Raw genomic sequence first — 20,539 nt, 5'->3', positions numbered from 1 at the left:
CATGCACGGCAGACGAAGACTGTGGACGGCGCTGTTCGCCGGCCTCCTCCTGATGCTCGGCCTCGGCTCCCCCGTGGCGTTCGGGCAGGACGCCCCCGTGGCCGCCCAGCAGGTCCTGACCTGGACCGGCAGCGACGACATCACCAAGTACGCCTCGGCGCCGACGACGGCGGTCGCGGGCCCGACGACGATCGTCTTCGAGAACAGCGCGGCGACCGGCAACACGATGGGCATGCCGCACACGCTGACGTTCGACGTGTCGGACCCCGAGTACAACAACGACGTGCCGCTGAACATCCTGGCCAACCCGAACGACGACCAGGGCGGCCGGCACACGGCGGAGGTCACCCTGACCCCCGGCCGCTACCTCTACCACTGCACGATCCCCGGCCACGGGGCCATGCAGGGCATCCTCGTCGTGACCGAGGGCGGCGGCGCGGACACGACGGCCCCGGACACGTCGGCGAAGGTCGACGGGCAGCAGAACGCCCAGGGCGAGTACGTCGGTTCGGCCTCCGTCAGCGTGAGCGCGACCGACGCGGGCTCGGGCGTCGACAAGATCGAGTACGCGGTGGGCGCGGACGGCGCGTGGCAGCCGTACACGACGGCGGTGGTCGTCGACCAGGTCGGAACGCACAGGATCCGCTACCGGGCGTCCGACAAGGCGGGCAACGTGGCGGCCGAGAAGTCGGTCGACTTCACCGTGGTCGCGCCGCCGACGGACGACAGGACGCCGCCGGAGACCTCGGCGACGGTGAGCGGCGAGAAGAACGACAAGGGCGAGTACGTGTCGATGGCGACGGTCACGGTGACGGCCTCCGACACCGGTTCCGGCGTCAACACCATTGAGTACGCGGTGGGTTCGGACGGTGCGTGGCAGCCGTACACCTCGCCGGTGATGGTGCACGAGGCGGGCGCGCACACCGTGCGCTACCGGGCCGCGGACAAGGCGGGCAACCAGGCCGCCGAGAAGTCGGTCGACTTCACCGTGGTCGCCCCGCCCGCGCAGGACAGGACACCGCCCGAGGTGTCGGCGAAGGTCGACGGCGACAAGGACTCCAACGGCGCGTACATCAAGAGCGCCAAGGTGACGGTCACCGCGACGGACGCCGAGTCGGGCGTCGACAAGGTCGAGTACTCGCTCGACGCGGGCCCCTACCTCGCCTACACCGCGCCGGTCGTGGTGGACCGGACGGGTGCGCACACGGTCGCCTACCGGGCGAGCGACAAGGCCGGCAACACGTCGGCGGCGAAGACGGTGTCCTTCACGGTCGCGGAGGGCGGCGGCGTCCCGGCGCCCAACTGTCCTGAGTTCGACGAGCGGTTGACGGTGATCGTCGGCACAGTCGACACGGGCATCCCGAACCGCGTCACCAACAACCGCTGCCGGATCAACGAGCTGATCGAGGACGAGCGGGAGTGGACCTCGCAGGCCCTCTTCCTCAAGCACGTCAAGACCGTCACCGACAAGCTCCTCAAGGAAGGCGTGATCGACCAGCGCGAGTACAACAAGATCAACCGCGCCGCGAAGCAGTCGGGGATCGGCAAGCCGGGACAGACCTCGGGCTACCGCAAGATCTTCGACGGCACACAGGACTCGCTCGCGCAGTGGGAGCAGGTCGGCGGCGGGAAGTTCGGCCTGAACGAGGACGGCTCGATCACCTCCAGCACCACGGTGGCGGGCATGGGCATGCTGTGGTTCCCGCAGCGCAAGTACGGCGACTTCTCGCTGAAGCTCCAGTGGCGGGACGACGCCCCGGGCACCGGCAACGCCAACGGCGGTGTCTTCGTGCGCTTCCCGTGGGTCCACGACCACCCGGAGGAGTCACGCCCGGAGTGGGTCGCCATCAAGTACGGGCACGAGATACAGGTCCTCGACCGTCCTGACGGCGACATGTACAAGACCGGTTCGATCTACGGCTTCGACCGGGTGGGTCTCGCGGGCGCGGGCGTCACCCAGAAGGGCACGTGGAACGACTACGAGATCCGGGTGGTCGGCCAGCACTTCTCGGTCTTCCGCAACGGTGTCCTGATCAACGAGTTCGACAACACCGGTGGCCAGGTCTTCGAGCCGCCGCGCTCGGACGACCCGGGCACGGACGGCCGGCGGTACTCCTCCGGCTATGTCGGGCTCCAGGTCCACAGCACGACGGACGTCATCTCGTACCGCGACATCCGGATCAAGGAGCTGTGACCAGCTCTGCCTGTAGGTGAGTTGAGCCGGGTCAGTCCGCGTGTCTGGCCCGGCTCGGCTGTACCCGCTTGGGCTCGCCCGGCATCTTCGGGTACTCGGGCGGGTAGGGCAGGTCGCCGAGTCCGTGGTCGTGCTCGTCGCGGCGGGCCAGTTCGAGCAGGGCCTCCAGCGAGAAGCGGTGGTCGTCCATGTCCGCGTGCACGTCGCCGAGTTCGGCGAAGCGCGGGGGCATGGTTCCGATGTCGAAGTCCCGGGGGTGGGCGGTCCCCACCTCCTCCCAGGTCAGGGGCGCCGAGACCGGAGCGTTCGGGCGGGGGCGCACGGAATAGGCGGAGGCGATGGTGCGGTCCCTCGCCGTCTGGTTGTAGTCCACGAAGATGCGCTCGCCCCGCTCCTCCTTCCACCACTTGATGGTCACCTGGTCCGGCATCCGGCGCTCCAGCTCGCGGCCCACCGCGATGGCCGCGCGCCGCACCTGGGTGAAGGTCCACCGGGGCTCGATCGGCACGAAGACGTGCAGGCCGCGTCCGCCGGAGGTCTTGGGGAAGCCTCTGAGCCCGCCGAACTCGTCGAGGACGGCGCGCAGTTCGTGGGCGGCGCGGACGGCGTCGTCGTAGTCGGTGCCGGGCTGCGGGTCGAGGTCGATGCGGAGTTCGTCGGGGCGGTCGACGTCGTCGCGGCGCACCGGCCAGGGGTGGAAGGTGAGCGTGCCGTACTGCGCGGCCCACAGGACCGCGGCCTCCTCGGTGGGGCACATCTCGTCGGCGCTGCGGCCGCTGGGGAAGGTGATGTGGGCGGTCGGGATCCAGTCCGGCATGTTCTTGGGCGCCCGCTTCTGGAAGAAGTTCTCGCCGGTCACACCGTCCGGGTAGCGCTCCAGGGTGGTGGGCCGGTCGCGCAGGGCGCGCAGGATGCCGGGGCCGACCGCGATGTAGTACCGGGCGAGGTCCAGCTTGGTGAAACCGCGCTCCGGGAAGAACATCTTGTCCGGGCTGGACAGCCGGACGGTGCGGCCGCCCGCCTCCAGTTCCACCGCTTCGCCCATGCGGCCACGGTAGGCGTACTTCGCACACCATGCATACCGGGCGAATCTGGTCGCATCGGGCGAGTAGCGAGGTATCGGGTCAGAATCGGCTCATGGTCATGGATCTGCCGGTGATGCCGCCCGTGAAGCCGATGCTCGCCAAGTCCGTCGCGAAGATCCCGCCCGGCATGCAGTACGAGGCGAAGTGGGACGGCTTCCGCGCGATCGTGTTCCGGGACGGCTCCGACCTGGAGATCGGCAGCCGCACGGGCAAGCCCCTGACCCGCTATTTTCCCGAGCTGGTCGCCGCCCTACTCGAACGGCTGCCGGAGCGCTGCGTCCTCGACGGCGAGATCGTGATCGCCCGCGAGGGCCGGCTCGACTTCGACGCCCTCACGGAACGCATCCACCCGGCGGCCTCCCGGGTCAGGACGCTGGCGGAGCGGACCCCGGCGTCGTTCGTGGCGTTCGACGTGCTGGCCCTCGGCGACGAGTCGCTGATGAACGCGCCGATGACGGACCGCCGGGCCCGCCTCGCCGAGGCGCTGTCCGGCGCGACGCCACCCGTGCACCTGGCCCCCTCGACGACGGACGCGGAACTGGCGCAGACCTGGTTCGAGCAGTACGAGGGCGCCGGGCTCGACGGGGTGATCGCGAAACCCTTCGACCTGCGCTACCGCGAGAACGAGCGCCTGATGTTCAAGATCAAGCACGAGCGCACGGCGGACTGCGTCGTCGCCGGCTACCGCTTCCACAAGAGCGGCCCGGTGGTCGGCTCCCTGCTGCTCGGCCTGTACGACGACGCGGGCGTGCTCCAGCACGTCGGGGTGTGCGCGGCGTTCACGATGAAGCGGCGTACGGAACTGATCGCCGAGCTGGAGCCGCTGCGCCTCAAGTCGGCCGAGGACCACCCCTGGGCCGCGTGGACGGACGAGTCGGCGCACGAGAAGGCCCGGCTGCCCGGGGCGACGAGCCGCTGGACGGGCAAGAAGGACCTGTCGTGGGTGCCGTTGGAGCCACGGCTCGTCGCCGAGGTGGCCTACGAGCACATGGAGAACGGCGCCCGCTTCCGCCACACGGCCCGCTTCCGCCGCTGGCGCCCGGACAGGACCCCCGAGAGCTGCACGTACGCGCAGCTGGAGGAGCCGGTGCGGTACGACCTGGCCGACGTGCTGGGGTAGGGCGCTCCACCCGCCTCCACCTTTTTTCGAACGCGTTCGACCGGAGCTGATCGGTCCGCCGCCGGACGGGTATCACCCCGGGGTGGGCATACGACGCGCGCGGACGACGCGTGCCAGGCGGGCCGCGGTCGTCGCGGCGGTCCTGGCGGCGACGGCCGCCGGCTGCACGACGGGCGGCGGGCACCCGCCGGACCCCGGCTCGGCACCACCCCCCTCCAAGGCGGCCCGCGGCCCCGTCCTCGCGGTGAAGATCGACAACGTGGGCGCGGCGCGCCCGCAGACCGGCATCGACCGGGCGGACATCATCTACGCGGAGCAGGTGGAGAGCGGTCTGAGCCGCCTGATGGCCGTGTACGCGACCCGGCTCCCGCCCGTGGTGGGGCCGGTGCGCAGCGCGCGCGAGACCGATCTGGAGCTGCTGCGGCAGTTCGACCACCCCGCACTGGCCTACTCCGGTGCGCAGTCCAAATTGCAGCCATTGATCGCCGGGGCCCCGCTCCTGGCGCGCCCGCCCGGCAAGGCCCCGGCCTCCGCGTACTTCCGGGGCAGCGACAAACCGGCGCCGCACAACCTCTATCTGCGGCCGGCCAGGCTCGGCGTGACACCCAGGGCGAGCGCGCTGACGGCGGCCGGGGTCACGTTCGGGGCGGCCCCGGCCGGCGGCCAGGCGAAGAGCAGGCTCACGGTGCGCTTCCCGGCGGCGCGCTTCACCTTCGACTGGTCGGCGCGGAACGGAAGTTGGCAGGTGTCGATGGACGGAGCGCGGGCCCGCACCGCCGACGGGAAGACGCTGGCCCCGGCGACCGTCGTCGTCCAGTACGTCGACGTCCGTGACTCGCGGTTCCACGACCGGTGGGGCAACACGTCACCGTTCTCGGAGACGGTGGGTTCGGGCAGGGCGACGGTCCTGCGGGACGGCCGGGCCTACGACGTCCGGTGGCGGCGGCCCTCGGCGACGGACAGCACGCGGTTCACCACGGCGGACGGCGGCAGGCCGATGACGTTCGCGCGCGGGCAGGTGTGGGTGGTCTTCGCGGGACGCTGAGGCGGCGGAGGCGACGGGGCCGAAGGGGCCGGCGAGCCGGTCAGGCCTTCGTCAGCGGCTCCGTCGGGGGCTCCGTCAGGGGCTCCGTCGGGGGCTCCGTCGGGTTGCGGAGACCCTCCGCCGCGTCCGACACCCGCTGGATCAGGTCGAAGAAGACGGCCTGCTCGTCGGCGGACAGCGGCGCGAGGAATATCCGGTTCATCCGGGCCGTACGCACGCTCAGCTTGCGGTGGACGCGCGCCCCCTCGTCCGTCAGGCGCAGCAGGGACCGGCGGCCGTCCTGCGGGTCGCGCACCTTGTCGATCAGTCCGCGGCGGCTGAGCCGGCTGATGACCTCGGCGATGGTCGAGCGGTCGAGGCCGACCCGCTCGCCCACGGTGCGCTGATCGAGGCCGGGCTCGGCGACGAGCGCGTTCATGACGGCGAACTGCGGGGAGGTGATCTCCTCGGAGACCATCGTGTTCCACAGCAGGTAGTGCGCCTGCTGCAGACGCCGGGCGAGGTGCCCCGGGTGGGTGGTCAGATCCACCGCGGCCATCGCGGACCTCCGGTCTGAGTCATGAACGATGCCAGGAACGACTTCATGAACAACGACTTCATGAACGATGTCCTGCACGTTTTTGAGTGTGCACTGAGCAATACTCCGCCATCCGGCCGCTCCTGTCGAGGGGGATTGACGGCTGGTGCCGACGGTGGCAACCTGACCTCCGTTCGAAAAAATGCTCAGTGCGCTGAGTATTTTCGGTCGATGCACGTGTCGATGCACGTGGAGAGGCCGGCCCGGGACCCGCGCGGCGGCGCCCTCGCGACCGGCCACCCCCGAGGACTCAGGAAACCCACCATGGCACTCACCCAGTCGGACATCGACGTCGAGATCGCGGACCTCCAGAACGCGCACGACAAGTCGCAGGCGGGCGGCGCTCCCGCCCGGCACCACCCGCCGCGCGACTACGCGCCGTACCGCAGCTCGCTCCTGCGCCACCCGAAACAGCCGCTCGTCGCCGTGAACGGCGGCGACCCCGAGACCGTCGAGCTGTCCGGGCCCGTCTTCGGCGCCACGGACATCACCGAGATCGACCAGGACCTCACGCGCCAGCACCAGGGCGAGCCGCTCGGTGAGCGCATCACCGTCTCCGGGCGCCTCCTCGACAGCAACGGCCGCCCCGTGCGCGGTCAGCTCGTCGAGATCTGGCAGGCGAACGCGTCGGGCCGCTACGCGCATCTGCGCGACCAGCACCCCGCGCCGCTCGACCCCAACTTCACCGGTGTGGGACGAACTCTGACGGACGATCAGGGCAGGTACTCCTTCACCACGATCAAGCCGGGCGCGTACCCGTGGCGCAACCACACCAACGCGTGGCGCCCCGCGCACATCCACTTCTCCCTGTTCGGGGACGCGTTCACGCAGCGGCTCGTGACGCAGATGTACTTCCCGAACGACCCGCTGTTCCGCTACGACCCGATCCTGCGGTCGGTGACGGACGAGTCGGCGCGCGAGCGTCTGGTCGCGGCCTACAACCACGACCTTTCACAGCCCGAGTTCTCCCTCGGCTACGAGTGGGACATCGTCCTCGACGGTCCCTCCGCCACCTGGATCGAGGAAGGCCGATGACCTCCGTGCCCGAGAAGCTGCTCCCCACCCCGTCGCACACCGTCGGCCCGTTCTACGGCTACGCCCTGCCCTTCCCCGAGGGCGAGCAGGTGGCGCCCAAGGGGCACCCCGACCAGATCGCCCTGCACGGCTACGTGCTCGACGGCCAGGGCGAACCGGTGCCGGACGCGATCCTGGAGTTCTGGCAGGCGGGCCCCGACGGGTCGCTCGCAGGGGCGCCCGGCTCGCTGCGCCGGGACACCACGACCGGCGGACACCTCGGCCGCAACGGCACCGACTTCACCGGGTTCGGCCGCGTCGCCACGGACGCCGACGGGCACTTCGCGCTCTTCACGCTGCCGCCGGGCAACGCCGGTCTGCCGTACGTCAGCGTGTGCGTGTTCGCGCGCGGGCTGCTGCACCACCTCTTCACGCGCGCGTACCTCGCCGACGGCGCGGACCCGCTGCTCGACTCCCTGCCGGCCGAGCGGCGCGCGACGCTGCTCGCGGAGCCGCAGGAAGGCGCGCACCGCACGTACCGTTTCGACATCCGCCTTCAGGGCGAAGGCGAAACGGTCTTCCTGGAGTTCCAGTGACATACGGCCCTGACGCCGATCCGGACGCCGGCCTGCTCGCCCCCGGGCGGGCCGGTTCCCCCGCCGAGTCGGCCACCTCGGACGCGGCGGTCCTGCGGGGCCTGCTCGACGCGGAGGCGGCGCTCACCCGGGCGCAGGCCGCCCTGGGCCTGGCCCCGTCCGACGCGGCGGACGCCGTGACGCGGGCCGCGTCGGACGTCGGGCGCTTCGACGTCCGTGACCTGGCGCTGCGCGCGCGTTCGGGGGGCAACCCGGTGATCCCTCTGGTCGCCGACCTCACGGCGGCCGTCCCCGGGGACCACGCGCCGTACGTCCACCGGGGCGCCACCAGCCAGGACATCCTGGACACGGCGCTCATGCTGGTCGCGGCCCGGACCCTGGACGGGATCCTCGGCGACCTGGCCCGCACGGAGCGCGCGCTCGGGCGGCTGGCCGCCGCGCACCGCGACACCGTCATGCCGGGCCGCACGCTCACGCAGCACGCCGTGCCGACGACGTTCGGACTGAAGGCGGCGGGCTGGCGCTCCCTCGTGCTCGACGCACGCGACCGGCTGCGCACCGTACGGGACTCGCTGCCCGTCCAACTGGGCGGCGCGGCGGGCACGTTGGCGGCGTTCGGGGTGTTCGGGGCCACGAGTGCCGCCGAGCTGACCGAGGCGTACGCGACCGAACTCGCGCTAGTGGCACCGGGGTTGCCGTGGCACACCCTGCGCACCCCGGTCGGCGACCTCGCGGGCGCCCTCGCCTTCACGGCGGGCGCGCTCGGCAAGACGGCGGCCGACGTGCTCACCCTGTCGCGCACGGAGATCGGCGAGCTGTCGGAGGGTTCGGGCGGCGGCTCGTCCGCGATGCCGCACAAGGCGAACCCGGTCAGGGCGACGCTCGTCGCGGCCGCCGCGCGCCGCGCCCCCGGGCTCGCGGCGACGCTGTACGCGTCGATGGCGGCCGAGGACGAGCGCCCCGCCGGCGCGTGGCACGCGGAGTGGGAGCCACTGCGCGACCTGCTGCGCCTCGCGGGCGGCGCGGCACGCGACGCCGCCGAACTCGCCGAGGGGCTTCGGGTGCACGCGGACGTGATGCGTGACCACCTCTTCACCACCCATGGGCTGATCGTCTCGGAGCGCCTGGCCGCCGAGCTGGCCCCCGTGCTCGGGCGCGCCCGGGCGAAGTCCCTGCTCACCGAGGCGGCGGGCCGCGTGCGCGCGGAGGGCCGGACGCTGGCCGAGGTCCTTGCCGACGAGCCCGGCCTCAAGGACGTCGACCTCGACGACCTCACCGACCCCGCCCGTTACACCGGCTCCGCCGGAGCCCTCACCGACCGTGCCCTGGAGCGACGTTGACCACTGCACCCACCGACCACGGCAACCCCGGCAACCCCGGCAACCCCGGCAATCTGCTGTATCACCGCGCCGAGGGCCCCGCGTCCGCTCCCCCGCTTCTCCTCGGCCCCTCGCTCGGCACCTCCACCACCCTGTGGGACGCGGTCGCGCCCGAACTCTCCATCTCCCACCGGGTCGTGCGCTGGGACCTGCCGGGCCACGGCCGCTCCCCGGACGACCTGATCGGCCCCGGCGCGACGGTCGCCGACCTGGCCGCCCTCGTCCTCGCGCTCGCCGACTCCCTCGGCATCGAGCGCTTCGCGTACGCGGGTGTCTCGCTCGGCGGCGCGGTGGGCCTGCACCTCGCCGTCCACCACCCGGAGCGGGTCACGAGCCTCGCGGTGATCTGTTCGTCGGCGCACTTCGGCGGCTCGAAGCCCTGGGAGGAACGCGCCGCGCTGGTGCGCCGCGAAGGGCTCGGACCGGTCGCCGCGACGGCCGACCAGCGCTGGTTCACCCCCGGGTTCACCGTGCCCGCCCTCGTCGAGGACCACCGCACGACCGACCCCGACGCGTACGCGGCCTGCTGCGACGCGATCGCCGCGTTCGACATCCGCGAGGACCTGCCCTCGATCACCGTTCCCACGCTGCTGATCGCGGGCCGCGAGGACCCGGCGACGCCGCCCGCGCATCTGCGGGAGATCGCCGACGCGGTGCCCGGCTCCTCGCTCGTCGAGATCGCGGGCGCCTCCCATCTGGCCCCCGCCCAGTGCCCCGAAGCGGTGCTCACGGCGCTGCGCGCCCAGCTCACCGGGGGTGCCAAGCGGGGTATGGAGGTGCGCAGGCAGGTGCTCGGCGACGCGCACGTGGACCGCGCGCAGGCCCGGCAGAGCCCGTTCACGGCGCGCTTCCAGGACTTCATCTCGCGCTACGCATGGGGCGAGATCTGGACCGACCCGACCCTCGCCCGCCGCGAACGCTCCATGATCACGATGACGGCACTTGTGGCCCACGGCCACTACGACGAGCTGGCGATGCATGTGCGCGCCGCCCTGCGCAACGGCCTGACGCCCGAGGAGATCGGCGCCGTGCTTCTGCAGACCGCGGTGTACTGCGGTGTCCCCGCGGCCAATTCGGCGTTCGCGGTGGCGCAGCGGGTCCTCGCCGAGGAGACCGGAGACGCCCCGGCCGGCGCCTGAGCCCCCATACTCACCGATCGCCCGTCACCGCCCGGACAGCGGGTGGCGGGCGATCGGTGCACGCCGGGCGACGCCGGTCAGCGCAGGCCGCGACCCGTGTCGAGGACCTCGCGGGCACGAGCGGCCAGACCGTCGGCGCCACACGACTTGGCCAGCGTGTAACCGCGATTGAGCTCCGCGACGGAACGAGCCGCAATGCCGTACTCGACGCGGGCCACCGCGTGTGCGCTGTTCGCCGGGAGGTGTCGGTCAGCGCAGGCCGCGGCCCGTGTCCAGGACCTCGCGGGCACGAGCGGCCAGACCGTCGGCGCCACACGACTTGGCCAGCGTGTAACCACGGTTGAGCTCCGCGACGGAACGAGCCGCGATGCCGTACTCGACGCGGGCCACCGCGTGTTCGTACGCACACGGGGACGCTTCGAGGTACGTGACCGACTTGGCGTATCAGGGAGCGCTGGCCGGTCTCCAGGGCGGCCTCGCAGCGCAGGGCCTCGCCGATCGCCGTGTCCGTGCCGAAGCGCTCGGCCTGGAGCCGGGCGTCGATGGCGAGCTGCCTGGCGCGCCTCGGGTCGTCGATGGCGAGGGCGCGGGCCAGGTCACAGGCCCAGGGCGCCATGATCGTGTTGTGTCCGCCGCGGGCGGTCGCCGCTTTGGCCGCCGCCTCCAGCTCGTTGACGCCCTCTTCGGAGCGGCCCGCGGCGATCAGCAGGCGGCCGCGGACCGAGTGCACGTCGGGCAGGACGATCGTGGACGGGTAGGGCGGGGCGAAGGAGTAGCGGTCCGCGATCTCCATGGCTTCGTCGGTCCGGCCGCGGGCCACCAGGGTGTCGATGAGCATGCACGCGGCGTCCCAGTGCATGGGCAGGCCGCGGCCGACGCGGTCGGCGATGCGCAGGCTCTCGCGCAGGACGGCCTCGGCGTCGGTGAGCCGGCCGCGCCTGCGGTGGACGTACCCGACGAAGGCGTGCGCGAGCGCGAGGTGGCCGCCGCTCCAGCCGGCGGTCTCGTAGGCGCGTACCGCCTCGGTGAACAGGCTCTCCGCGCGGTCGAGCCGGTCGGCGAACAGGTAGGCGCTGCCGAGCATGGCGAGGAGTTCGAAGCCCCACTCGGGGTCGGTCCAGCCGAGGCCCGGCGCGAGGCGTTCGTTGACGAGGGCGCGGTCGCAGAGTTCGACGATTTCCTCCGCGTTCTCGCCGCGGGTCATGGCGTCGAAGGCGCGCAGGATGAGCAGGACCCGCTCGGAGTTGTCTCGCCCGGTGAGGGAACCCGCGAGCGCGGCGAGGCTGCGGGAGCGGCCCGGGGAGTCCTCCTCGCCCGCGTGGATGCCCTCCCACATGTAGCGCATGGCCTGCAGGCGCAGGCGGCCGGGACCCGCGTCGAGGCGCGCGGCCTCGGTGTCGATGGCCCGCAGCGCCTCCTCCAACTGGTCGTTGTGGACGAGGGCCTGGGACAGGCGGCACACGGCGTCCACGCGTGTGTCGCTGTCGAGCCCCGGTTCGGTGTCGAGGGCCTGGCGCAGATAGCCGATGGTGACGGCCGGCGAGGTGAGGAGGGTGGCGCGGCCGAGCTCGTGGAGGAGGTGGGGCCGCACATCGGGCAACGGCGGTTCCTGGAGGGCGCGTTCCAGGCAGCGGCGGGCGGCTTCGGGCGCGCCGACCGCGAGGTGTTCGCCGGCGGCCACGCGCAGCTGCTCGACGAGCTCGGGGTCGTCGTCGGGGTGGACCTGGAGGAGGTGCCGGGAGGCGGCCGCGGCGCCGTGGCCCGAGGCCGTGACGGCCCAGGCGGCCTGGCCGTGCATGGCGGTGCGGGTGGCCGCCGGGATGGAGCGGTACACGGCGCTGGCGATCAGCGGGTGCACGAACTCCAGCGCCTCGGCGTGCCCTGCGTAATCCGCGTCGGTGAGGATGCGGGCGCCGCGCAGCCGCTCGGCGCAGCGGTGGGCCTCGCCGGCGGTCATGCCCGCGAGCCGTGCCGCGAGTTCGGGTTCGATGCGGGTACCGAGGATGGCGGCGGCCCAGGCGAAACGGGTGGCGTCGGTGCCGAGGCCTTCGAGGCGGTCGACGAGGCCGCGCCCACGGGCCGACTTGTTCAGGGCGCGCAGTTCGCCGGCCGAGGCCTCCGTCGGTTCGAACGCGCTGTCCTGGACCTTGGCGAGGAGCTCGACCGTCTCGTACGGGTTGCCGCCGGTGACGGCCCAGACCTCGCGGCAGAAGGGGGCGTCGGCGTGCGCGCCCAGGGCGCCGCGGGTGAGGCCCGCGGTGGCGTCCGGGGTGAGGGCGTGCAGGGTGGTCCGGGGCCGGGCGGCGGCGCCGACGGCTTCGAGGTGTCCGGTGGAGGCGGCGGTGGCCTCGCCCTCCCGGTGGGCGACCACGACGAGGACGGGCAGGTCGTCGAGGCGTTCGGCGAACGCGGCGAGCCAGTGCAGGGTCTCCTCGTCGGCCCACTGCGCGTCGTCGATGAGCAGGACGAGCGGCCAGTGCAGCCGGGCGAGGCGTGACACCGCGACGACGAGTCCGTCGCGCACACCCTGCGGGTCGGCCTGGCGGCCGGTCGGTTCGGCTATCCCGAGGGCGGGGCCCGCGATGTCGTACCAGTCGCCGAAGTACTCGCGGGCCTCCTCCTGCGAGAGCGCGAGGAGCGCGGGCTGGAGCAGCTGGCGTACGACGTTGAAGGGGACGGAGGTGACGGTCTCGCCGCCGCGGGCGGACCACACCGTGGCCCTTCCCGCCGCGATGCGGCGCACCTCTTCGAGGAGTGCGGTCTTGCCGATGCCCGCCTCGCCGCTGAACACGACGAGGCTGCCCGACGACGCGGCGTCCGCGCAGAGTTCACCGAGGGCCCGCGCGACGACCGCGATCTCCGTGTCCCTCTCCCACAGCGGCGCCGAGGCGGCTCCTTCAGGCCGGCCCTGCGTCATCCCGCACCCTCCCCAGGTCGCTCGATCGACGTACAGATGTCGAGAGTAGCCGTAGGCGAGGGGTTGTGGGTGGGGGTCGGTGCAGGTCTTCGCCATAAGTGGAAAGGTGCCCTTCCGGAAGCGGACGGGCCCCCTCTCATGCCTCTTTCACGCACGCCTCATACTGTGGCGCCCATGACCCAGGTGACTCCCCCCGGCTGGTACCCCGATCCCGGCCAGCAGCCCCAAGGCCCCCGCACCGAACGCTGGTGGGACGGCAGTGTGTGGACGGACCAGACCCGTGCCGCCGGGGCCGGCGCCGCACCCGCGTACCCGCAGGCGGCCGCTCCCGGCGCCCCTCCGCAGGCGTACGGCTATCCCCAGATCCCGCAGGCTCCGGGGCAGGCCGGCTACCCGGGATATCCCGGCTACCCCGCCTACCCGGAGCCGAGGTCGCGACGCGGCGTGAAGATAGCCATCGCCGCCGGTGTCGCCGTGGTGGTGCTCGGCGGCATCGTCGGCGGGGTGTACGCGCTGACGTCCGGAGGCGGTGGCGGCAAGGGCGACCGGGCTGACAGGTCATCAAGCCCCTCCGGTTCTCCGGGACTTCCGCAGGGACCCGGCGACGGTCCGGGCGGCAGCGGTGGCAGCGGCGGGTCCGGCGGCCCGGGCGGTTCCGGTGGTGGGAGCGGCGCTCCGCAAGGACCGGGGTCCGGTGGCGGTTTCGCCGCCGACCTCGTCAACGGGGTGTCGCTGCCCGTGCTCGACGGCTGGACCGGCGGCACGACGAAGGGCGGCAACGCCGGCGTGACGACCGGGCCGTACACCTGCCCCGGCGACCCGAAGCAGCAGTGTGTGCGCGGCGGCGCGTTCTCGGCGTCGGCCGAGGCGCTGAAGCTGAAGGCGACCGGCGCGGAGGCCGCGGCCAAGGAGGACATCTCCCAGAACGCGCAGCAGTCCTACGGCGGCACGATCTACGGAAAGATCACCTCGCACAAGGAGCTGGCCTCCGAGGCCGTCACCGTTGCCGGCCGGCAGGGCTATCTGGTGCGCTGGAAGGTCGTCACGGCCAAGGGCGACGACGGGTACGTCGAGTCGCTGGTCTTCCCCTCGCCGGCCGACTCCAAGTCCCTGATCGTCGTCCGCTTCGGCATCGACGTGAACGACCAGGCACCCGACGTGAAGACGATGGACGAGATCGCCGCCGGCATCAAGAAGTCCGCGATCGCGGAGGGCGGCGGCAACGGGCAGAACGTGTAGGAACAGAACATGTAAGGGCAGAACGCCGTAGGGGCAGTCCGGCCCCCTCCAAGCCCAGAGGCCGGTCCGGTCCCGCACAGCCCAGGGGCCGGGCGGGTTCCTCTCCGCTCAAAGGAGGAACCCGGCCCGGCCCGGGGGTGCGCGCCGCGCCCGTCCCCACGGTGCGGCGCGGGCAGACCGCCGTCCGGTCATCCCGACAGACGGCGGTCTCCCGTTCAGGTGGCTTCGCCCAGGCCGAGTGCGGGAAGCACCACGGCGTCGACGAAGCGGGTGAGGTAGGCCGCGTCCGCGTACCGGCTTTCGAGGACCGGGCGGATGCGCAGCACCCCGAGCAGCTGGGCGGCCAGGAACTCGAGCGCCGGATGGTCCGCCGCGATCTCGCCGCGGGCCACGGCCCGGTCGACCATCGCGCCGAGCGCGGCGAGCTCGGGCTCGATGAGCGCCTCGCGCAGCGCCGCCCGCAGCTCCTCGTCGCTGAGGACCGCGTGGCCGAGGGCCTGCACGAGCTGGGTGTCATTGCCCGCCTGCTGTGCCGCCGCGCGGGCGGCCGAGCGCAGGTCGCCGGCGAGGCTGCCCGTGTCGACGCCCGAGAACTTCACGCAGCGCCCCGACCGCACGGCGGCGGCCACGAGCTGCGGCTTCGTCTTCCACTGCCGGTAGAGCGTGGACTTGCTGCAGCAGGCCTTGGCGGCGACGCCCTCCATGGTGAGCGCCTCGTAGCCGTACTCGCGGAGCTGGTCGAGGACCGCGCCGAAGAACTCCTGCTCGCGCTCCGGAGTGATCTTGGAGCGGCGCGTGGTGGTCACTGATGTGCCTGCCGACTCCTGGGACGTCATGGCTCTTCTCCTCGCGATCCTCGCTGTCGATACACCAGTGTACCGGTACGCGAGCGTTTCGGTACACTGGCGTTTCGATACACCAGCGTATCGGTACACTGGCGTTTCGATGAGTCCGGTTCACCCCGTGCTCACCTCCGCATCACCGCACCACCCAGTCGTCATGAAAAGGGGCCGGGGGATGAATTCCCTTACCGAGCCTGCCGAACCGGAGCCGGACACAGCCGGCCGCGAGACGGACGCCGTCGGCCACGAGCCGGACGCCGTCGCCCGCCCGCCCCTGGTCCGGGAGCTCCTGCTGGTCGTCGGACTGTTCCTCGTGTACAAGTCCGGCAGGCAACTGGCCAACGGCCACACCGGCGAGGCGTTCGACAACGCGCACCGCGTGTGGGACCTCGAACGCGCCGTCCACCTGCCGGGCGAGGCAGCCGTGCAGCACGCGCTGCTGCACAGCGACACCTTCGTCCACCTCGCGAACACCTACTACGCGACGGTGCACTTCCCGGCGACGGTCGCCTTTCTCGTCTGGCTGCATCTGCGCCGGCCACGGCACTACATATGGACGCGCCGGGTACTGGCCGCGCTCACCGCGGCGGCCCTGGCGCTGCATCTCACGTTCCCGCTGGCCCCGCCGCGCATGCTGGACGCGGCCCACCTCGTGGACACCGGGCAGGTGTACGGACCGAGCGTCTACGGGGCGACACCGCAGACGGACTCGATGGCGAACCAGTTCGCGGCGATGCCCTCACTGCACTTCGGCTGGGCCCTCATGGTGGCCGTCGGCCTGATCGCGGCGACCCGCTCGCGGTGGCGGTGGCTGTGGCTCCTGCACCCCCTGCTGACCCTCCTCGTCGTCATCGGAACGGCGAACCACTACTGGCTGGACGCGATCGTCGCGACCGCCCTCCTCGGCATCGCGCTGGCGGTGATCCGGCTGCCCGCTCCCGCCCCGGCGCCCGGCCACTCCGTCGGCCGTCATCCGCTCCCCGCCCAGCGCGCCGCGGCCCCGCGCACGGTGACGGCGGAGAGCATGGGGGCGGCGACACCCGCCCCGTGGGCCCCGGCATACCCTCGCGGCGGTTCCCTCTCCGCGTCCGAGGTCCTCGCGCGCATCCCGGTCTCGGTGACCAGGGGCTCCGCGTCGGCCGTCGACGCACCGCCGGCCGCGGGCCCGGCGGGTACGGTTCTCGCGGCGACAGGAGCACACCGGTGAACGCCACACTCCTCGCCGTCGGCCTCTCCCTCGTCTCGGCCGTCGCCTACGCGGCCGCCGCCGTCGCCCAGGAACGGCTCGCCGCCCGCACCGCGCACGCGGACGCGAGCCTCCTGCGCCTGCTCGGCACCGGCGCCTGGTGGGGTTCCGTCCTGCTCAACGCGTCCGCCGCGCTCCTCCACGTGGCGGCCCTCAAATACGGCCCGCTCACGCTCGTGCAGCCGCTCGGCGCGCTGACGCTGGTCGCGGCCGTGCCGCTCGGGGCGCGCATGGCCGGGCGCCGCGTCACCGCCGTCGAATGGCGCGGCACCGCGCTGACCCTCGTCGGGCTCGGCGCGCTCCTGCTCACGGCCTCGGGCCCCGCCCCCGACGACACCCTCAGTCTGACCGAGGCGGTCGGCATCGCCGGTGCGACGGCCGCCCTGATCGGGATCCTGTCGCGGCGCGGCGCCAAGCCCGGACTGCGGCACGCGACGGCCTCCGGTGTCGCCTCGGGCGTCGCGTCGGCGCTCACCCAGACCGTGACCGTCGCCGTCACCGACCGCACGGGACCGCTGCTCGGCGTCAAGGTCGTCGTCGTGGCGCTGCTCGTCGCGGCGTTCGCCGCGGGTGGCCTGCTGCTGTCGCAGACCGCGTACCGCGGCGGCCTCGGGGCGCCGCTCGCGATGGTCACGCTGTCCAACCCGGTGGCCGCCGCGATCATCGGCGTGACGCTGCTCGGCGAGCGGCTGCAGGGAGGCGTCACCGGGATCCTGCTCGCGGCGGCCGGGGCGACCCTCGCGGCCCGCGGTGTCCTGCTGCTCACCCGTACGTCGCCGCAGGACGAGCCGGGGACGGACCGGACCCCGCCGCCGGTCCGGGCCGCGATCACGGCCAGGGCACCTGTCGCCGAGCTCCCCGCCGTTCCCGGCGGCGAACTGCCGGCGATGTCCGTCCTGCCGGGCGTGATCGTGGTGCTTCCGTCGATCCCGACGCAGCCCGAGACCGCCCCGGCGGCGCTCCGGGCGTCCTGATCAGGGACAGATCAGGGACAGATCAGGGACAGATCACGGCCTGGTCAGGGCCTGGCCGGGGAGGGCCGGTCAGCCGAAGCCGCGCGCGTCCTGCTTGAGGGCCGTGTCCACGGTGAGGGCGGTCGCCACGACCAGGCTCAGGAGCGGCTCGGGCAGCTGGTAGTGGATCTGCAGGACGTAGTTGTCCGCGGTCGTGAACATCGTCTTGGCGAGTCCCTCCCACGTCTTCGTGATGCGGGCGACCTCGTTGTCCGCGTGGTCGACGATCGCGAAGTTCCAGGCCCGCCAGTTCTCGGCCTTGATCGCGCCGATCTGCTGACCGTTCACGTTCATCGCGAAGTTGATCTTGCCGATCATGTTCTGCTGGACGATCTCGCCGACCGGCGAGCCGTCCGGGCGCTCCACGACGACGCGCGACTTCATGAACTTCGCGGGCCGCGTCATGACGAGCTGCGGCTGCCCGTACGCGTCACGGATCTCCAGCTTGTGCGTCATAAACTGGTCGAGGCTGGAGACGAACCGCGCGACCTTCTTGAGCGTGCTCTGCCCGACCTCGACGACGGAGCCGATCTGGTTACCGTTCTGATCCATGACGGTGTACTCGTTCGTCAGCTCGATCAGCTTGGCCTTCTGATTCACCACCAGAACCGGCTCGGTGAAGAGGCTTCCGCCACCCTGCGCGGTGGGTGCGACCCCGGCCTGCTGCTGCACCTGACGCTGCACCTTGGCCGGGTCGGCGTAGTGCTGCGGGGCGGCCTGCTGGGGCGCGAACTGCTGGGGTGCGGCCTGCTGAGGCTGCCCGAACTGGCCCTGGGCCGCCTGGTGTGCGGGCTGCTGCGCCTGCTGCTGCGGGACCTGTCCGCCCTGCGGTGCGGGGCTGGTGTGCTCGGTCCACTGGGAACCGTCCCACCACCGGAGGGTCTGGGGCGCGCCCTGCGGGTCCGGGTACCAGGCTGCAGGGGTGTTCGAATGCGTCGTCACCGGGGCACACTATCGCGCCACCCCCTGAACGGAACCAGCCCGGACAGATGTGACGTACGCCGCCACCCGGACCCGGACGAACCGGGCGGCGGCGCACCATCGGTGGGGGATCAGGCGGTGAGGATCCCCGGGTCGCTCACGCCCGCCTGGCCGTTCTCGACGTGGCCGGCGAGGCGGCGCAGGTACGTCGGGTCGGTGTCGGCGGTGACCGTCACGTCGTACCAGCGCCGGGTGCCGCGCAGGTCCACGGTCTGCGTGACGGTGGCACCGGCCTTCACCGTGTACGTCTGCGGCTGTCCGCCGTAGGCGTTGGTGACGGTGAGGTGGACGTCGGCGGCGGCGTAGTTCTTGAACGTGAGGGTGAGGTTGCCCGTGGTCGCGTCGTGGCGGGCGGTGAGCTCCGGCTCGGAGACCTTGTTGTCGCCCTTGAAGGCGCGCAGGAAGCCGTTCGGGCCGTGGACCGTGAGGTCGTACTTCCCGCCGGAATAGAAGGAGTTCCAGGTGTCCGCGATCGACTTCCCGGCCTCGGTGGAGTACGTCCAGGGGCCGTCCGTGCGGTTCTGCGACCTGACCTGGAAGGCCGCGCCCGCCGAGGGGCCGCCGCTGAACGTGAGCGTGAACTTGCCGGTCGACGGCGAGGACGCCCCGTCGACGTACGGCGCGTAGGGCAGGGGGCGCGTGGGCCGGGAGCCGGATTCCTGCCGGGGCAGGACCGGGTTGGCGGGCGGCTTGGGCACGTAGCTTGCGTGCCGGTCGTGGTCCGGCGGGACGTAGGCCGCGGTGCTGGGCAGTTGTGCCGGGGCGGGGTCCGTGAGGGAGAAGTCGAACGCGGAGGACAGGTCGCCGCAGATGGCCCGGCGCCACGGCGAGATGTTGGTCTCCTTGACGCCGAAGCGCTTCTCCATGAACCGCAGGATCGAGGTGTGGTCCAGGGTCTCGGAACAGACGTAGCCGCCGGTGGACCAGGGCGAGACGACGAGCATGGGGACGCGCTGGCCGAGGCCGTAAGGACCCGCCGCGTAGCTGATGTTGCCCTGGAAGTAGTCGAGGGTGGTGTCCACGGTGGACAGGCCCTGACTCGCGGAGGCCGGGACGTAGGGCGGCACGACGTGGTCGAAGTAGCCGTCGTTCTCGTCGTACGTGATGAACAGCGCGGTCTTGCTCCACACGTCCGGGTTGGAGGTGAGCGCGTCGAGGACCTGCGAGATGTACCAGGCGCCGTAGTTGGCGGGCCAGTTGGGGTGCTCGGAGAACGCCTCGGGCGCCGCGATCCAGGAGATCTTGGGGAGTGTCCCGGCCTTGACGTCGGCCTTGAGGACGTCGAAGTAGCCGTCGCCGTTCTTGGCGTTCGTGCCGGTGCGGGCCTTGTCGTAGAGGGGGTCGCCGGGCTTGGCGTTGCGGTAGGTGTTGAAGTAGAGGAGCGAGTTGTCGCCGTAGTTGCCGCGGTAGGCGTCGTTGATCCAGCCCCAGCCGCCGGCGGCGTCGAGGCCGTCGCCGATGTCCTGGTAGACCTTCCACGAGACCCCGGCCTGCTCCAGGCGCTCGGCGTACGTGGTCCAGCCGTAGCCGGCCTCCTGGTTGCCGAGGACGGGGCCGCCGCCGGAGCCGTCGTTGCCGACGTGGCCCGTCAGCATGTAGTAGCGGTTGGGGTCGGTGGCCCCGAGGAACGAGCAGTGGTAGTCGTCGCACACCGTGAACTTGTCGGCGAGCGCGTAGTGGAACGGGATGTCCTGGCGCGTCAGGTACGCCATGGTGCCGTTGCCCTTGGCGGCGAGCCAGTTGTCGTACTTGCCCTTGTTGAACGCGCTGTGCCCGCCGGCCCAGTCGTGGTCGAGGCCCGCGATGAACTGCATGCCGAGGTCCGCGGCGTCCGGGTGGTAGGGCGGGACCTCGGTGAAGCCGTTCGACTGGTGCCACACGGACTTGCCGCTGGGCAGCGTCACCGGGCGCGGGTCGCCGAAGCCGCGCACGCCGTTCATCGTGCCGAAGTAGTGGTCGAAGGACCGGTTCTCCTGCATCAGGACGACGATGTGCTCGATGTCCTGGACGGTGCCAGAGACGCGGGCGGCCGGGATGGCCGCGGCGCGGTCGATGCTGTTCGACAGGGCGGTGAAGCCCGCGGTCGCGCCCGCTACCTGCAGGAAACGCCGCCGATTGAGTTCGGGCATGGGTCTGGGGCCTCTTGGTGTGT

The 20,539-nt window shown here is 72.1% G+C and carries 15 protein-coding genes and 1 pseudogene; 10 read left to right on the top strand and 6 right to left on the bottom strand.

Features of this window, described 5'->3' with window-relative positions:
• Position 1 precedes the first annotated feature (1 nt).
• Positions 2-2,194 carry an OmpL47-type beta-barrel domain-containing protein gene (locus EOT10_RS03265; RefSeq protein ID WP_127826476.1) on the top strand — a complete coding sequence of 731 codons (2,193 nt, stop codon included), beginning with the start codon at positions 2-4 and terminating at the stop codon, positions 2,192-2,194.
• A gap of 31 nt (positions 2,195-2,225) precedes the next feature.
• Here the strand turns inward: EOT10_RS03265 and ligD are convergent, their stop codons facing one another.
• Complete coding sequence (ligD, locus tag EOT10_RS03260) at positions 2,226-3,239, bottom strand: non-homologous end-joining DNA ligase (protein ID WP_127826475.1); 1,014 nt, start codon at positions 3,237-3,239, stop codon at positions 2,226-2,228.
• A gap of 98 nt (positions 3,240-3,337) precedes the next feature.
• Here ligD and EOT10_RS03255 point away from each other — a divergent pair, with 98 nt between their 5' ends.
• Both EOT10_RS03255 and EOT10_RS03250 read left to right on the top strand, forming a co-directional pair.
• Positions 3,338-4,399 carry an ATP-dependent DNA ligase gene (locus EOT10_RS03255; RefSeq protein WP_127826742.1) on the top strand — a complete coding sequence of 354 codons (1,062 nt, stop codon included), beginning with the start codon at positions 3,338-3,340 and terminating at the stop codon, positions 4,397-4,399.
• Positions 4,400-4,481: 82 nt separating this feature from the next.
• Positions 4,482-5,444, top strand: a complete 963-nt coding sequence (locus tag EOT10_RS03250; RefSeq protein WP_431313247.1) for a DUF3048 domain-containing protein — start codon at positions 4,482-4,484, stop codon at positions 5,442-5,444.
• A 40-nt stretch (positions 5,445-5,484) separates the two neighbouring features.
• Here the strand turns inward: EOT10_RS03250 and EOT10_RS03245 are convergent, their stop codons facing one another.
• Complete coding sequence (locus EOT10_RS03245; RefSeq protein WP_127826474.1) at positions 5,485-5,982, bottom strand: MarR family winged helix-turn-helix transcriptional regulator; 498 nt, start codon at positions 5,980-5,982, stop codon at positions 5,485-5,487.
• Between the two features lie 303 nt (positions 5,983-6,285).
• Between EOT10_RS03245 and pcaH the strand changes: the two genes are divergently transcribed.
• From pcaH to pcaDC, 4 genes are read left to right on the top strand one after another with little or no spacing between them, the layout of a single operon-like run.
• Complete coding sequence (gene pcaH, locus EOT10_RS03240) at positions 6,286-7,056, top strand: protocatechuate 3,4-dioxygenase subunit beta (protein WP_127826473.1); 771 nt, start codon at positions 6,286-6,288, stop codon at positions 7,054-7,056.
• The gene (gene pcaG, locus EOT10_RS03235; protein WP_127826472.1) at positions 7,053-7,631 is read left to right on the top strand and encodes a protocatechuate 3,4-dioxygenase subunit alpha; all 579 of its coding nucleotides are present in this window, start codon (positions 7,053-7,055) and stop codon (positions 7,629-7,631) included. The genes pcaH and pcaG overlap by 4 nt, the downstream gene beginning before the upstream one ends.
• Complete coding sequence (gene pcaB / locus EOT10_RS03230; RefSeq protein ID WP_127826471.1) at positions 7,628-8,971, top strand: 3-carboxy-cis,cis-muconate cycloisomerase; 1,344 nt, start codon at positions 7,628-7,630, stop codon at positions 8,969-8,971. The genes pcaG and pcaB overlap by 4 nt, the downstream gene beginning before the upstream one ends.
• Positions 8,968-10,149, top strand: coding sequence for a bifunctional 3-oxoadipate enol-lactonase/4-carboxymuconolactone decarboxylase PcaDC (pcaDC, locus tag EOT10_RS03225; protein ID WP_223280728.1), 1,182 nt, complete (start codon positions 8,968-8,970; stop codon positions 10,147-10,149). The genes pcaB and pcaDC overlap by 4 nt, the downstream gene beginning before the upstream one ends.
• Positions 10,150-10,398: 249 nt before the next feature.
• Here pcaDC and EOT10_RS03220 read toward each other — a convergent pair.
• A pseudogene (locus EOT10_RS03220) lies at positions 10,399-13,066 on the bottom strand (ATP-binding protein).
• A gap of 174 nt (positions 13,067-13,240) precedes the next feature.
• On the opposite strand from EOT10_RS03220, the gene EOT10_RS03215 reads away from it, so the two are divergent.
• Positions 13,241-14,305: a DUF2510 domain-containing protein gene (locus EOT10_RS03215; protein ID WP_127826470.1), complete on the top strand. Its 1,065-nt coding sequence runs from the start codon at positions 13,241-13,243 to the stop codon at positions 14,303-14,305.
• Positions 14,306-14,520: 215 nt separating this feature from the next.
• On the opposite strand, the gene EOT10_RS03210 is transcribed toward EOT10_RS03215, so the two are convergent.
• Positions 14,521-15,141 (bottom strand): TetR/AcrR family transcriptional regulator, encoded by a 621-nt coding sequence (locus tag EOT10_RS03210; RefSeq protein WP_127826469.1) that lies wholly within the window; start codon positions 15,139-15,141, stop codon positions 14,521-14,523.
• 181 nt (positions 15,142-15,322) lie between these two features.
• Between EOT10_RS03210 and EOT10_RS03205 the strand changes: the two genes are divergently transcribed.
• Positions 15,323-16,354, top strand: a complete 1,032-nt coding sequence (locus EOT10_RS03205) for a phosphatase PAP2 family protein (RefSeq protein WP_127826468.1) — start codon at positions 15,323-15,325, stop codon at positions 16,352-16,354.
• Positions 16,351-17,367 (top strand): DMT family transporter, encoded by a 1,017-nt coding sequence (locus EOT10_RS03200; RefSeq protein WP_223280727.1) that lies wholly within the window; start codon positions 16,351-16,353, stop codon positions 17,365-17,367. Before EOT10_RS03205 ends, EOT10_RS03200 begins: the two co-directional genes overlap by 4 nt.
• Before the next feature lie 69 nt (positions 17,368-17,436).
• On the opposite strand, the gene EOT10_RS03195 is transcribed toward EOT10_RS03200, so the two are convergent.
• On the bottom strand, positions 17,437-18,348 hold the full coding sequence (locus tag EOT10_RS03195) for an LURP-one-related family protein (RefSeq protein WP_127826467.1): 912 nt from the start codon (positions 18,346-18,348) through the stop codon (positions 17,437-17,439).
• A gap of 110 nt (positions 18,349-18,458) precedes the next feature.
• Positions 18,459-20,516, bottom strand: coding sequence for a phosphocholine-specific phospholipase C (locus EOT10_RS03190; protein WP_127826466.1), 2,058 nt, complete (start codon positions 20,514-20,516; stop codon positions 18,459-18,461).
• Positions 20,517-20,539: the final 23 nt, after the last annotated feature.

The organism is Streptomyces antnestii, assembly GCF_004005495.1.
Lineage (GTDB): Bacteria > Actinomycetota > Actinomycetes > Streptomycetales > Streptomycetaceae > Streptomyces > Streptomyces antnestii.
Note: the sequence above shows the minus strand (reverse complement) of the source record. Positions and strands in the feature narration are given on the sequence as shown.